Annotated in this window: 15 protein-coding genes and 2 pseudogenes; 3 read left to right on the plus strand and 14 right to left on the minus strand. The window is 74.0% G+C overall.

Features of this window, described 5'->3' with window-relative positions; genetic code table 11:
* The first annotated feature begins 23 nt into the window (after window positions 1-23).
* Window positions 24-1,205, plus strand: a complete 1,182-nt coding sequence (locus ACGF5G_RS24900) for an aminotransferase class V-fold PLP-dependent enzyme (RefSeq protein ID WP_393266720.1) — start codon at window positions 24-26, stop codon at window positions 1,203-1,205.
* Window positions 1,206-1,331: 126 nt separating this feature from the next.
* Here the strand turns inward: ACGF5G_RS24900 and ACGF5G_RS24905 are convergent.
* Window positions 1,332-1,904, minus strand: a pseudogene (locus ACGF5G_RS24905) (murein hydrolase activator EnvC family protein); the annotation flags it as partial.
* 211 nt (window positions 1,905-2,115) lie between these two features.
* On the opposite strand from ACGF5G_RS24905, the gene ACGF5G_RS24910 reads away from it, so the two are divergent.
* On the plus strand, window positions 2,116-2,304 hold the full coding sequence (locus tag ACGF5G_RS24910; protein ID WP_393266723.1) for a hypothetical protein: 189 nt from the start codon (window positions 2,116-2,118) through the stop codon (window positions 2,302-2,304).
* Between the two features lie 118 nt (window positions 2,305-2,422).
* On the opposite strand, the gene ACGF5G_RS24915 is transcribed toward ACGF5G_RS24910, so the two are convergent.
* The 12 genes and pseudogenes from ACGF5G_RS24915 to proS all read right to left on the minus strand — a co-directional run bounded on the left by ACGF5G_RS24915 (window position 2,423) and on the right by proS (window position 10,727).
* Window positions 2,423-2,746 carry a DUF2469 domain-containing protein gene (locus tag ACGF5G_RS24915; protein ID WP_007075222.1) on the minus strand — a complete coding sequence of 108 codons (324 nt, stop codon included), beginning with the start codon at window positions 2,744-2,746 and terminating at the stop codon, window positions 2,423-2,425.
* Window positions 2,743-3,555 carry a ribonuclease HII gene (locus tag ACGF5G_RS24920; RefSeq protein ID WP_393266725.1) on the minus strand — a complete coding sequence of 271 codons (813 nt, stop codon included), beginning with the start codon at window positions 3,553-3,555 and terminating at the stop codon, window positions 2,743-2,745. The genes ACGF5G_RS24915 and ACGF5G_RS24920 overlap by 4 nt, the downstream gene beginning before the upstream one ends.
* The gene (locus ACGF5G_RS24925) at window positions 3,549-4,022 is read right to left on the minus strand and encodes an NUDIX hydrolase (protein WP_393266728.1); all 474 of its coding nucleotides are present in this window, start codon (window positions 4,020-4,022) and stop codon (window positions 3,549-3,551) included. The genes ACGF5G_RS24920 and ACGF5G_RS24925 overlap by 7 nt, the downstream gene beginning before the upstream one ends.
* 48 nt (window positions 4,023-4,070) lie before the next feature.
* Window positions 4,071-4,691 carry a signal peptidase I gene (gene lepB, locus ACGF5G_RS24930; protein WP_357453366.1) on the minus strand — a complete coding sequence of 207 codons (621 nt, stop codon included), beginning with the start codon at window positions 4,689-4,691 and terminating at the stop codon, window positions 4,071-4,073.
* A gap of 9 nt (window positions 4,692-4,700) precedes the next feature.
* Window positions 4,701-5,575 (minus strand): annotated as a pseudogene (lepB, locus tag ACGF5G_RS24935) (signal peptidase I).
* Window positions 5,576-5,760: 185 nt separating this feature from the next.
* On the minus strand, window positions 5,761-6,117 hold the full coding sequence (gene rplS, locus ACGF5G_RS24940; protein WP_089001547.1) for a 50S ribosomal protein L19: 357 nt from the start codon (window positions 6,115-6,117) through the stop codon (window positions 5,761-5,763).
* Window positions 6,118-6,258: 141 nt separating this feature from the next.
* Window positions 6,259-7,032 carry a tRNA (guanosine(37)-N1)-methyltransferase TrmD gene (gene trmD, locus ACGF5G_RS24945; protein ID WP_357453369.1) on the minus strand — a complete coding sequence of 258 codons (774 nt, stop codon included), beginning with the start codon at window positions 7,030-7,032 and terminating at the stop codon, window positions 6,259-6,261.
* A gap of 20 nt (window positions 7,033-7,052) precedes the next feature.
* Entirely contained in the window at window positions 7,053-7,607 is a 555-nt protein-coding gene (gene rimM, locus ACGF5G_RS24950) for a ribosome maturation factor RimM (protein WP_393267015.1), read from the minus strand.
* Window positions 7,608-7,609: 2 nt separating this feature from the next.
* Window positions 7,610-7,870, minus strand: a complete 261-nt coding sequence (locus ACGF5G_RS24955; protein WP_172862164.1) for an RNA-binding protein — start codon at window positions 7,868-7,870, stop codon at window positions 7,610-7,612.
* Window positions 7,845-8,312 carry a 30S ribosomal protein S16 gene (rpsP, locus tag ACGF5G_RS24960; protein WP_393266730.1) on the minus strand — a complete coding sequence of 156 codons (468 nt, stop codon included), beginning with the start codon at window positions 8,310-8,312 and terminating at the stop codon, window positions 7,845-7,847. The genes ACGF5G_RS24955 and rpsP overlap by 26 nt, the downstream gene beginning before the upstream one ends.
* Window positions 8,313-8,560: 248 nt before the next feature.
* On the minus strand, window positions 8,561-9,208 hold the full coding sequence (locus tag ACGF5G_RS24965; protein WP_393266733.1) for a DUF402 domain-containing protein: 648 nt from the start codon (window positions 9,206-9,208) through the stop codon (window positions 8,561-8,563).
* A gap of 112 nt (window positions 9,209-9,320) precedes the next feature.
* A complete protein-coding gene (proS, locus tag ACGF5G_RS24970) occupies window positions 9,321-10,727 on the minus strand; it encodes a proline--tRNA ligase (RefSeq protein WP_393266736.1) in 1,407 nt (468 codons plus the stop codon).
* Between the two features lie 113 nt (window positions 10,728-10,840).
* Between proS and ACGF5G_RS24975 the strand changes: the two genes are divergently transcribed.
* The gene (locus ACGF5G_RS24975; RefSeq protein ID WP_393266738.1) at window positions 10,841-11,437 is read left to right on the plus strand and encodes a TetR family transcriptional regulator; all 597 of its coding nucleotides are present in this window, start codon (window positions 10,841-10,843) and stop codon (window positions 11,435-11,437) included.
* A gap of 51 nt (window positions 11,438-11,488) precedes the next feature.
* On the opposite strand, the gene ACGF5G_RS24980 is transcribed toward ACGF5G_RS24975, so the two are convergent.
* A complete protein-coding gene (locus tag ACGF5G_RS24980) occupies window positions 11,489-12,568 on the minus strand; it encodes an amidohydrolase family protein (RefSeq protein WP_393266741.1) in 1,080 nt (359 codons plus the stop codon).
* Window positions 12,569-12,716 lie beyond the last annotated feature (148 nt).

Raw genomic sequence — 12,716 nt, forward strand, 5'->3', positions numbered from 1 at the left:
CCACCGGCCGCTACGATCACCAGGTGAGCGTCCCGCAGCCGCCAGAGCCGATCGCGGCAGCCCGCCTGCTCTTCTCGCTGGACCCGGCGGTCAGCCACCTCAACCACGGCTCGTTCGGCGCGGTCCCGGTCCCGGTGCAGCGGGCCCAACAGCGGCTGCGCGACGAGATGGAAGCCAACCCGCTGCGCTTCTTCACCCAGGGGCTGGTAGACCGGATCACGCACACCCGCCGTCATCTGGCCGGATTCCTGGGCGCCGACCCGGACGGCACCGCCCTGGTGCCGAATGCCACCACCGGCGTGGCGGTGGTGCTCCAGTCGCTCGGCCTGCGCCCCGGCGACGAGGTGCTCACGACCGACCACGGCTACGGCGCGGTCGGCCTCTCCATCGCCCGCGAGTGCCGCCGTACGGGGGCGGTCACCCGGGCGCTGCGGGTGCCGCTGGCCGCCACCGACGAGGAGGTCGTCGAGATCGTCCGCGCGGGGCTGCGCCCCGGCCGGACCCGGCTGCTCGTGGTGGACCAGCTCACCTCGGCCACCGCCCGGCTCTTCCCGGTCGCCGCCGTCGTCGGGGTGGCCCGGGAGCACGGGATACCGGTCCTGGTCGACGCCGCGCACGCCCCGGGCATGCTGCCGACCCCGGTCGGTGGCATCGGCGCCGACTTCTGGGTGGGCAACCTGCACAAGTGGGCGTACGCGCCGCGCGGCAGCGCCGTGCTGGTGGTCGCGCCGCCGTGGCGGGAGCGCATCGAGCCGCTGGTCGTCTCGTGGGAGCAGGAGTCGGGGTTCCCCGGTCGGGTCGAGTGGGCGGCGACGCAGGACTACACCGGCTGGCTGGCCGCACCGGTGGGCCTGTTCACGCTGCGCAGCCTCGGCGTCGACCGGGTACGGGCGCACAACGCCGCGCTGGTGGCGTACGGCCAGCGGGTGGTCGGGGACGCGCTGGGGGTGGCCCCCGCCGACCTGCCGAACCCCGGCGGGCCCGGGGTCGCCATGCGGATCGTCCCGCTGCCGGCGGGCCTGGGCGCCACGTTCGACGCGGCGCGGGCGTTGCGGGCACGCATCGCCGAGCGGCTCGCCACGGAGGTGGCCGTCATGGCCTGGAACGGGCGGGGCTGGCTGCGGCTGTGCGCGCAGGTCTACAACACCGCCGACGAGTACGAGCGCCTCTCGGTGCGGCTTCCCCCGCTGCTCGCCCAGCGTTGAGCCACCGCCGCCCGCCCGCCATTGCCTCTCCCGGCCGCCCGGCACACCCACGCCTGCTCGACACCGCCTGCCCTGGCCCACCCGCACGCTGGCATGCCGGCCGCCCGGCGGCGGGTCGGTGCCGGCGCCGTCGAGCGGCAGCAGTCGCACCGGGCCGAGGCCGAGCAGCGCCAGCGGGTCGAGGTAATCCGTGCCGCGCCGCAACCCCCAGTGCAGGCAGGCCGGGGCGGGGCAGCCGGGGTGGCCGGGGAGCAGCGCGCCCAGCGGCGCGCCGGCGGCGAGCCGGGCGCCGGGGCGGACCGTCGGTGACACCGGCTCGTAGGTGGTGCGTAGTCCGTCGGCGTGCCCGACGCTGACGACCGGGCGGCCGGCGACCAGGCCGGCGAAGAGGACCGTGCCGGCACCGGCGGACCGCACGGTGGCGCCCGGCGCGGCGGCCAGGTCGACGCCCCGGTGGCCGGGCAGCCACGGCTGCGGCGGCGGGTCGAACCGGCGGACCGGGCGGGGCGCGCCGTCGAGCGGCCACCGGAACCGCGCGGCCCCGGGTGTCGGGGCCTCGGGCGACGGCGGAAGGTCGGGTGCCACGGCCGCCGCCCCGACCGGCGCCGGACCCGGCCCCGTGGCGGGCACGGCGGCCGGCCCGAGGGACAGCAGGGCGGCGCAGAGCGCGGCGACGCCGGTACGGGTTGCTGGTCGCATGGGGCGCAGCCTGCTCGGCGAGCGTCCCGCCCCGCCACCCCGGCCACCCGCCCCTGTGGACAAGGCGTCTCCTGTGGACAGCCACCGGAGCCTGACGTGATCTGCTATGGGCCGGCTCGACCGGCGCGTTCCTCGCCCCTCACCACCGCCCACGAGGCGTCCCCCGACCGGCGGGGCCGACGCCTAGGCGCTCTGCGCGACCGGCGGCACGGTGTTCTGGACCCGGCACCGGCGCAGCCCCGACCTCGTGCCGACCATCTGTGGGTGGTTCGCCCAGGAGGGCTTCGTGCCGGGGGCGGTGAGCAGCCCGGCGGACGGCGTGGGCGTGGGCGTGCACCGGTTCCTGGGCGAGCCCCGTCCACTCCCGGCCAGGGTGACGATGTTCGCGTTCGTCGACTGAGACCGGCCACACTGGACGATCAGGTCGGGGGCGAGTTCGAGGGCCGCGTGGCGGGTGGGGGCGCCGACGGGCCGGGCGCCCGGTGGTCGCGGCCTCCGAGCGGGGCGTGGGCGGTGGGTCAGCCGCCGAAGCCGGAGTCGGCGGGGAGGGAGATGTCGGGCTTCTCCAGCTCCTCGACGTTGACATCCTTGAAGGTCATCACCCGGACGTTCTTCACGAACCGGGCGGGACGGTACATGTCCCACACCCAGGCGTCGTGCATCTCGACCTCGAAGTAAACCTCGCCGTCGGAGTTGCGGACGTGCAGGTCCACCTGGTTGGCCAGGTAGAACCGGCGCTCGGTCTCCACCACGTAGGAGAACTGGCGGACAATGTCGCGGTACTCCCGGTAGAGCTGCAGCTCCATCTCGGTCTCGTACTTTTCGAGATCTTCCGCGCTCATCGCACTCCGCCTTCCATGACCACATCTTCCCCCACCGACGCCGGAGGCCGAGGCTGCTCGCCCAACGCCACGCCGACGGTACCCCCTGCCGGCCCGGAGCGCTCCATCGGCTCGTCCGGCCTTGCGCCCACCGGGCGACGCGCCCTGGGTGGGGCGCCGTCCCGACCGGACACCACCGCCACGTTGACGTACGAGAACCGGTGCTCCCGACACGGCCCCCGCTCCCGCAGCGCCGCGCTGTGCTCCGGCGTGATGTAACCCTTGTGCTCGGCGAACCCGTAGCCGGGGAACGTCCCGTCCAACTCGACCATGATCCGGTCCCGGGTCACCTTGGCGAGCACGCTGGCCGCCGCCACGCAGGCGGCCACCCGGTCGCCCTTCCACACCGCCAGCCCCGGCACGTCGAGGCCGTCCACCCCGAAGCCGTCGGTCAGCACGTATTCCGGGCGGGTGTCCAGCGAGGCGAGGGCGCGGCGCATCGCGGCCAGGTTGCACACGTGCAGGCCCCGCTCGTCGACCTCCTCGGCCGGGATGACCACCACGGAGTACGCCAGGGCGCGGGCGACGACCTCGTCGTAGACCCGCTCCCGGCTGGCCGGGGTGAGCAGCTTCGAGTCGGCCAGCCCGTCGATCTCGCCCCGGCGCCCCTCGGGCAGGATCGCGGCGGCGGCGACCAGCGGGCCGGCGCAGGCGCCGCGGCCTGCCTCGTCGGCCCCGGCCACGTGCCGGAAGCCGCGCCGCTGCAACGCCCGTTCCAGCGCGTAGAGCCCGCCCTCGCGGCGTACCACCGTGCGCGGCGGCGTCAGCACGGCACACCTCCGTCGGCCAGCGCCCGGCTCAGCACCGCCGGCAGGTCCGGCGGGTAGTAGCGCTCGTCGGTGGCGGCCAGCTCGGCCAGCGGCCACCACCGGTGGGCGGCGACGCTGGCCCGCTCGATCTCGCTGAAGCCGGCGGTGTCGACCTCGTGATCCGCCACCCGCATCAGGAAGAACTCCTGCTCCTGCCGGTACCACACGCCGTCGAACGGGAACTCCGTGACGTCGCGGTGCACCGGCGCGCCGAACGCCGAGGCCGGCAGCCGCAGCCCCGTCTCCTCGGCCAACTCCCGCGCGGCGCCCTCGGCGTACGTCTCGCCGGGGTCCAGACCGCCACCGGGGGTGAACCACCAGCGGCCGTGCTCGGGACGGGCCGGGTCGGAGCCGCTGAAGAGCAGCACCCGACCCGCCGCGTCGACGAGCAGGACGCGGGCCGCACGCCGCGGGGTGTAGTCGGTCACCGCACCAGCCTGCCAGACGCCGCCGACAACGCCCACGCCCGGCGGCCCCTACGGCTCGGGAATGCCCTCGAACCCCTTCGGGACACTCAGCCAGGTGGCCCGGTTGACCGGCCAGAAGACGGTGAACGCCCGCCCGACGACCTCGTCCTCGGGGATGGTGGCCGTCGTGATGTCCTGCCCGGACTGCTGCCAGTGCTCCAGCGAGTCGCCCGACGCCTCGCGGTGGTCGCCCATCACCCAGAGCCGTCCCTCCGGGACGGTGATGTCGAACTCCTCGGCGGTCTTGTCCCCCGGGTAGATGTACGGCTCGTCCAGCGGCTTGCCGTTGATCACCAGCCGCTCCTGCGGGTCGCAGCAGACCACGTGGTCGCCGCCGACTCCGATGACCCGCTTGATGAAGTCCTCGCCGTCGGGGTTGCTGCTCCACTCCAGGGGAGCCTTGAAGACGATCACCTCGCCCCGGCGCGGCGACCGGAAGTCGTAGACCAGCTTGTTGACCAGCACCCGATCGTCGATCTGGAGGGTGTTCTCCATGGACGGGGAGGGGATGAAGAAGGTCTGCAGCACGAAGGCTCGCACCAGCACCGCGACCAGGATCGCCACGCCCAGGAGGATGGGCAGCTCCTTCCAGAAGGAACTGCGGGGCTTGTCGGTCTGCTCGTCAATCACGGATGGAGCCTACGTTGCCCGGCTGGGCGCCACCGTCCGGAACGCGCGAGAACGGCCAGCGCGGCCACGAACGGGACGAGGAGCACCACCCCACCGCCCGGGGTGGGACGCACCGGGGGCGGGGCCCCGGTGGCGGCGGCGGGCGGATCGGCGACGTCGTCGAAGGTGGCCGGCACCGACAGCGTGCTCCACCGTGACGAGGGCCAGACCACCGCGAAGGCGCGGCCCACCACGTTGTCGATCGGCACCGGCCCCTGGCAGCGGGCGTCCTGGGAGACCAGCCGGTGGTCGCCCATCACGAAGATCTGCCCGGGCGGGACCACGACCTCCTCGAAGCGCCGGGACCGGCACTCGCGGGGGTTCGGCGGGATGTCGAGCGGCGAGTCCCGGATGACGTACGACGACTCGTCGAGCGGCGTGCCGTTGACCAGCACCCGGCCCTGGGCGTCGCAGCACTTGACGCGGTCACCGGGCAGCGCGATGACCCGCTTGATGAAGTCCTTCTCGCCGGGGCGGCTGACGCCGATCAGGTCGCCGACCGTCCGGCCGACCTTGCCCACGAACCCGGGCTCCGGCTGCTTGTCGGCCTGCGGGGCCCACCGGTCGGTGCCCCGGAAGACGACCACCTCGCCCCGCACCGGGTCGCGTACGTCGTAGACGACCTTGTTGACCAGGACCCGGTCGCCGACGAGGAGCGTGTCTTCCATCGAGCCGGAGGGGATGAAGAACGCCTGGAGCAGGAAGGTGCGGATCAGCACCGCGAGGCAGAACGCGACGACCAGCAGCAGCGGCAGCTCCTGCCAGAGCGGCATCTGGCGGCGGGGACGTCGCGCCCGGCGGCGCCACGGGTCGACGGCGCCGTCCTCGTCCAGCGTCTGCACCACGCCACTCCCCGGTCAGCAGATGTGACAACTACCGCCCGGGAGCCTCGTCGAGGCCCCCCGGGCGGTAGTGGACGTCGCTCCCGCCCTCGTGGCGGGACGTCGCCCGGCTGCGCCCGTACGACCAGGGTAGTGCGGGCCGGTCGGTACGACACACGCGCAGCTCGGGCGGCGTGGCGAGCGTGAGGTCAGCTCGGCTGCTTCTCGCGCTTCTCCTTGATCTTGGCCTTCTTGCCCCGCAGCTCGCGCAGGTAGTAGAGCTTGGCGCGACGCACGTCACCGCGGGTCACGACCTCGATCCGGTCGATGGCCGGGCTGTTGATCGGGTAGGTGCGCTCGACACCGACACCGAAGCTGATCTTGCGGACCGAGAAGGTCTCGCGCAGACCGTCACCCTGGCGGCGGATGACGACGCCCTGGAAGATCTGGACACGGGACCGGTTGCCCTCGACGACCCGGGCGTGCACCTTGACGGTGTCACCGGCACGGAAGTCGGGGAGGTCGGTCCGCTTCGACTGGGCGTCAAGGGCGTCCAGGATGTTCATCGCTGCGTCCTCGTGAGGCTCACGGCGCACCGTCAATCGGCGCGCGGGTGGGTGATTCTGATCCCCGGGTGTGGTCGGTGGCCCGACCTCGGTCGAGGATCCTCGCAGCCGTCCGCGGCGCGGCCGGTTGCGGCAACCCCCCTACTTTGCCACATCCCCCGGGGGCACCTGAAATCCGGCCCCGTCCAGCGCGGCGATGTCCCGTTTGTCCAGGCGCTCCGGGTCGAGCGCGGCGAGCATGTCCGGGCGGCGCCGGGCGGTGCGGGTCAGCGCCTGGTCCCGCCGCCAGCGGGCGATCCGCCCGTGGTCGCCGGAGCGGAGCACCTCCGGCACCTCCAGCCCGCGCCAGGTCGCCGGCTTGGTGTACATGGGGGCCTCCAGCAGCCCGTGGGCGTGCGACTCCTCGTCCAGCGAGCCCGCGTTGCCGAGCACCCCGGGCAGCAGCCGGGTGACCGCCTCCAGGATCACCAGGACGGCCACCTCCCCGCCGAAGAGGACGTAGTCGCCGAGGGAGACCTCGGTCACCGGCATCCGGGTGGCGGCGTGGTCGAGCACCCGCTGGTCGATGCCCTCGTACCGGCCGCAGGCGAAGAGCAGGTGCGGCTCGGCCGCCAGCTCGTGCGCCATCGCCTGGGTGAAGGGGGCACCCGTCGGCGCGGGCACCACCAGCCGGGGCGGGGCCACCTCCGCCGGGGCCAGGGCGTCGAGCGCCTCGCCCCACGGCTCCGGCCGCATCACCATGCCGGGCCCGCCGCCGTACGGCGTGTCGTCGACCGTGCGGTGCACGTCGTGGGTCCAGCTCCGCAGGTCGTGTACGGCCAGCCGCAGCGTGCCGTTCGCCCGCGCCCTGCCGATCAGCGACAGGTCCAGCGGGGCGAAGTACTCCGGGAAGATCGACACGATGTCGACGCGCATGCGGGGGTGCTCCAGCGGCTCTACAGGTCGAGCAGACCGGCCGGCGGGTCGACGACGACGCGACCGCCGGCGAGGTCAACCTCGGGGACGATCGCCTTGACGAACGGGATGAGCGCGGTACGGCCCTCGGGGCGGCGCAGCACCAGCAGGTCGGAGGCGGGGGCGTGGTCGATCCGGTCCACCTCGCCCAGCCGCTCGCCGCCCGGGGTGACCACGGCCAGCCCGACGAGCTGGTGATCGTGGAACTCCTCCGGGTCCTCCGGCGGGGCGACGTCGGCGCTGTCGACCGCGACGAGGGTGCCGCGCAGCGCCTCGGCGACGTCCCGGTCCAGCACGCCCTCGAACGCCACCAGCAGCCGCCCCTGGTGCGAGCGGGCGGATTCCACGGTCAGCTCGGCGGGGACCCGGAACGGCTCCCCGTGCTCGGGCGCGGCCTGCTGCGGCGGCGCCGCTCCCGGCACGGTACGTAGTACCGAACCGGGAGCGAAGCGCGCTTCGGGCTCGTCGGTCCGCACCTCCACGGTGACCTCACCGCGGATCCCGTGCGGCTTGCCGATCCTGCCGACGATGAGCAGCATCAGTACGAGTCGACGATGTCGACGCGTACGCCGCGCCCGCCGATGGAGCCGATCACCTGGCGCAGCGCCTTGGCGGTCCGGCCGGACCGCCCGATCACCGTGCCGAGGTCCTCCGGGTGCACGCGGACTTCCAGCCGCTTGCCCCGACGGGAGTCGACCATCCGGACGCGCACGTCATCGGGGTGGTCGACGATGCCCTTGACCAGGTGCTCCAACGCCGGACGCAGAGGCATGTCAGGCCTGCTCACCGGCGTCGGCAGCGGCAGCCGGGGCCTCGGCCGGAGCCTCGGTCTTCGGCGCCTCGGCCGGGGCCTCGGCCTTGGCGGCCTTCTTGGCCGGCTTGGCCGGGGTCTCGGCCAGCCCGGCGGCGGCCTTCGCCTCGGCCTCGTACGCGGCGGTGCGGTCGACCCGCTCCGCGGCGACCTTCAGCGGCGGCGGGGCCGGCAGGCCCTTGAACTTCTGCCAGTCACCGGTCAGCTCCAGCAGCCGCTGCACCGCCTCGCTCGGCTGGGCGCCGACGGACAGCCAGTACTGGACCCGCTCCGACTTGACCTCGATCACCGAAGGGTCTTCCTTCGGCTGGTAGACCCCGACGAACTCGATCGCCCGGCCGTCGCGCTTGGTGCGCGAGTCGGCGACGACGATGCGGTACTGCGGGTTGCGGATCTTGCCCATCCGCAGGAGCCGGATCTTTACGGCCACAGTTGTTTCGCTCCTGTTGCGATCTCACCAGCCCTGACGAGGGCGGTGCACGGGTGAGCGCCGACCGGCACAGTGGGGTTTGGGCCGGAGACTGCTCGGTGGACTGGCGCGGTGCCCGGGTTAGAGGGCGCCGGACACACGCCGGATACCAGCCAGCCATTCTGCCAGATCGGGCCCGGATCTCTCACACCGGACCGCCCGGGGTCACCCGCGCAGCGACGGAAGTGACCGAAAACACACCTGCCGGGTCAGCGCACGGGGGCGCGGTCCCAGCCGGGCGGAAGCTCGTCCGGGGTGGTCCACTCCGGCGGCGGGACGAAGTCGCACCAGGTGCCGTCGAACGGGAACTCCCCCGCCTCGGCCAGCGCGATCACCCGCTTGCCCTCGGCCCGGACGGCGTCGGGGTCGGCGACCCAGTAGTGCGCGGGGAAGGCGAGCCGCTCGACGAACTCGTCCTCGTCCTTCCACTCCCAGCCCAGGTCCGGCCGGACGACCACGTCGAGGTCCTGGTCCACCATGTCGACCCCGGCGAGCACGCCGTCGTCCCAGCGCACCCCGGGCTCCTCCAGGTTGACGTACCAGGCGGCGAAGCGGTCGTGCGCGTCGCGGAACCACCACACCGAGTGGCTCGCCCCGGCGGGCAGGTACTTCAGCACGGGCGGGCCGTTCCACCGGCCGGCGGCCAGGCGGTAGGACGAGGAGACCCACTCGGCGAACGGCACCGCCCGCATGCCCAGCCCGGCCTCGGTGACCTCGCTCGCCACCGGGGAGTTCCGGGCCACCCAGAGCACCAGGCCCCGGTCGTCGTCGCTGACCACCCGGGCGGTACGCACCCAGCCGATCCGGCCCCGCCGCACGTTGCGGTGCACGATCAGCCGCCCCGGTTCGAATCTCACGCCCCGACCCTACCGCTGCCCGCCCCGCGAGCCCGCCCACCCGCTCCGGGTGTAAGGAAGGGCCCCTTCCTCTACCTCAGGCGTTAGGAAGGGGCCCTTCCTTACACCGCGCTCAGTAGGCGCGGGCCAGGATGGCGACGAGGTCCGGCTCGTCCTCGGAGTCGGGCACGGAGCCGTCGGCGCGCACCAGGCAGCGCACGGTGACGCCCTGCCCGTTGGCCTCCGCCTCGCCCTGGACGCCGACCGCCGACCACGGCACCCGGGCCCAGCCGGTGGCGGCCGCCTCGATCGCCTCGGCCAGCGTCGACACCTCGACGGTGCGGGACTGGCGGTGCGCCAGGGCCTGGTCGTGCAGCGCCTGCTGGTCGGCGTCGAGGGCGGCCAGCACGGTGGTGACCACGTCGGCCACGGCCGTCGGGGACTTCGAGCCGTCGGTGCGCCGGACCACGACGGCGTTGCCGGCGGCCAGGTCGCGGGGGCCGACCTCGACGCGTACCGGATAGCCGCGAAGCTCGGCGTCGACGGCCCGGCGGCCGAACGGGGTGTCGGTGCGGTCGTCGAGCGCGACCCGGACGCCGGCGTCGCGCAGCGCGTCGCGCAACTTGGTCGCCGCCTCTCCGACGCCCTCGCCGTCCTTGACCACCATGACGTACGCCTGCACCGGCGCCAGCTTCGGCGGCACCCGCAGGCCGTTGTCGTCGCCGTGGCACATGATCAGGCCGCCGAGCATCCGGGTCGAGGTGCCCCAGGAGGTCGTCCAGGCGTGCTCCCGACCGCCCTCGGCCGACGAGTAGCTGATGTCGAACGCCTTGGCGAAGTTCTGCCCCAGCTCGTGGCTGGTGCCGAGCTGGAGGGCCTTGCCGTCACCCATCATGCCTTCGCAGGTGTAGGTGGCGGTCGCGCCGGCGAAGCGCTCGCGGGCCGTCTTCAGGCCGACGACCACCGGGATGGCGAGCACGTTGACCATCAGGTCCTCGTACGCCTCGTGCAGGATCCTGCGGGCGTAGGCCCGCGCGTCGGAGCGGGTGGCGTGGGCCGTGTGCCCCTCCTGCCACAGGAACTCGCTGGTGCGCAGGAAGACCCGGGGGCGCAGCTCCCAGCGGACCACGTTGGCCCACTGGTTGAGCAGCAGCGGCAGGTCCCGGTAGGAGTCGATCCACTTGGCCATGAACTCGCCGATGACGGTCTCGCTGGTGGGGCGCACCACGACCGGCTCGGCGAGCTGCTTGCCGCCGCCGTGGGTGACCACCGCGAGCTCCGGCGAGAAGCCCTCGACGTGCTCGGCCTCGCGCTTGAGGTAGCTCTCGGGGATGAAGAGCGGGAAGTACGCGTTCTCCGCGCCCGCCGCCTTGATCCGGGCGTCCATCTCGGCCTGCATCCGCTCCCAGATGGCGTAGCCGGCCGGCCGGATGACCATGGTCCCCCGGACCGGGCCGTTGTCGGCCAGCTTCGCCTTGGCGATCAGGTCCTGGTACCAGCGGGGAAAGTCCTCCGCACGGGGAGTGAGCACGCGTGCCATGACCGCACATCCTATGCGTCGGCCATCCGGACGGCGCGATCGGGCGCGGTGTCGTCGTCAGCTGCCGGGACGGCCGGGTGCGGCGGGCCGGGGGCGTACGCCACCATGGCAGCGTGAACAACGGCAGCCGGTCCAGGGACGCGATCGTCGACGCCGCCCGGGCGCTGACGGTCGCGAGCGGTTGGGACGCCGTCCGGATGGGTGCCGTCGCACGGGCGGCCGGGGTCAGCCGGCAGACGGTCTACAACGAGTTCGGCAGCAAGGCGGGGCTGGCCGAGGCGCTCGCCCGGCGGGAGGTCGACCGGTTCGTCGGCGACGTGCGCGCCCTCCTGCGCGCACACGGCGACGACGTCCGGGCGGCCGCGCACGCCACCATCTCGCACACCCTCACGCAGGCGGCCGGCGACCCGTTGATCAAGGCCGTCCTGACCAGCACCGGGGGCGGCTCCGACGAGCTGCTGCCCTACCTGACCACCCGGTCGGACCTGGTCCTGACCGAGGCCACCGAGGCGCTCCTGGAGTGGGCCGACGGCGTGCTGCCGGGCGCCGACCGGGCCGCGGTCGCCTTCGCCACGGACTCGGTCATCCGGTTGGTGATCAGCCACATCGTCCTGCCCGGCGCCCCGGTCGCACAGACCGCCGCCGCCCTCGCCGACCTGGCCGTGTACCTGCTCCTGCACGCGGTCACCCAGGGCGCCCACACCGGCTGACCGGAGCGGGAGCGCCCACGCGCCGGCTCGCCGGCGGGCGGGCACGGCAGGTCAGCGGACGACGCGACCGCGCAGCACGATGCGGGCGGGGCTACGCACGGCGCGCAGGTCGGCGCGCGGGTCCTCGGGATAGACGACGAGGTCCGCCAGGCCGCCCTCGACCAGGCCGGGGAAGCCCAGCCACTCGCGGCCCCGCCAGGACGCGGCGGCGAGGACGTCCACCGCCGACATGCCGGCCTGCTCGTGCAACAGCAGCATCTCCTCGGCAGCCAGGCCGTGGTCGATGCCGCCGCCCGCGTCCGTGCCCACGTAGATCGGCACCCCCGCCTCGTACGCGGCCCGGACCACCTCGGGGAAGCGGTCGCGCAGGGCGAGCATGTGGTCGGCGTACCCGGGGAACTTGGGCCGGGCCTGCTCGGCGATCCCGCCGAAGGTGCGGATGTTGATCATCGTGGGGACCAGGGCGGTGCCCTGCCGGGCCATCAGGTCGACCAGGTCGAGGCTCAGGCCCGTGCCGTGCTCGACCGAGTCCACCCCGGCCCGCACCATGATCTCCACGGCCGACTCGCTGAAGGTGTGCACCGCGGCGCGTACCCCGGCGGCGTGCGCGGCCGCGACGGCCGCGGCCATCGTGTCGGCGTCCCAGGACGGCGCCAGGTCCCCCACGCCCCGGTCGATCCAGTCGCCGACCAGCTTGACCCAGCCGTTGCCGGCGGCCGCCTGCGCGGCGACCGTGTCGGCGACCTCCGCCGCGCCGACCTCCACCCCGATGTCGCGCAGGTAGCGCTTCGGCGGCGCGACGTGCCGGCCGGCGCGGGCCAGGCGCGGCAGCTCCGGCTCGTCGTCGAGTTCCGGGTACGGGTACGGCGAGCCGGCGTCGCGGATGGCGAGCACCCCGGCGTCGACGTCGGTGCGGGCCAGCTCGCGGGCCTGGTCGAGGGAGGTGATCGGCGCCCCGCCCCGGGCGATGCCGATGTGGCAGTGCGCATCGATCAGGCCGGGCAGCACGAAGCCGCCGTCGACGATCGTCTCCGCGCCGGGCACCGGTTCGAAGGTGACCCGGTCGCCGACCAACCAGAGGTCCCGGACCTCGTCGTCGGGCAGCAGCACGCCGCGTACGTGCCAGGCCATGCGTCCTCCGGTCGGTGGGCGAAAGAGCGGTCTGCGGCCATTCTTCCCGGTCGGCGTGGGCCGGTCCCGGCCGGGCCGTCCCCAGCGGGCGACAGGCCGCCGGGGTGACCCGGGCATCGGCCGCTCTCGCCCCGCCGTGAGGCCCGGC

The sequence above is a fragment of the Micromonospora sp. NPDC047730 genome, assembly GCF_043204765.1.
GTDB lineage: Bacteria > Actinomycetota > Actinomycetes > Mycobacteriales > Micromonosporaceae > Micromonospora.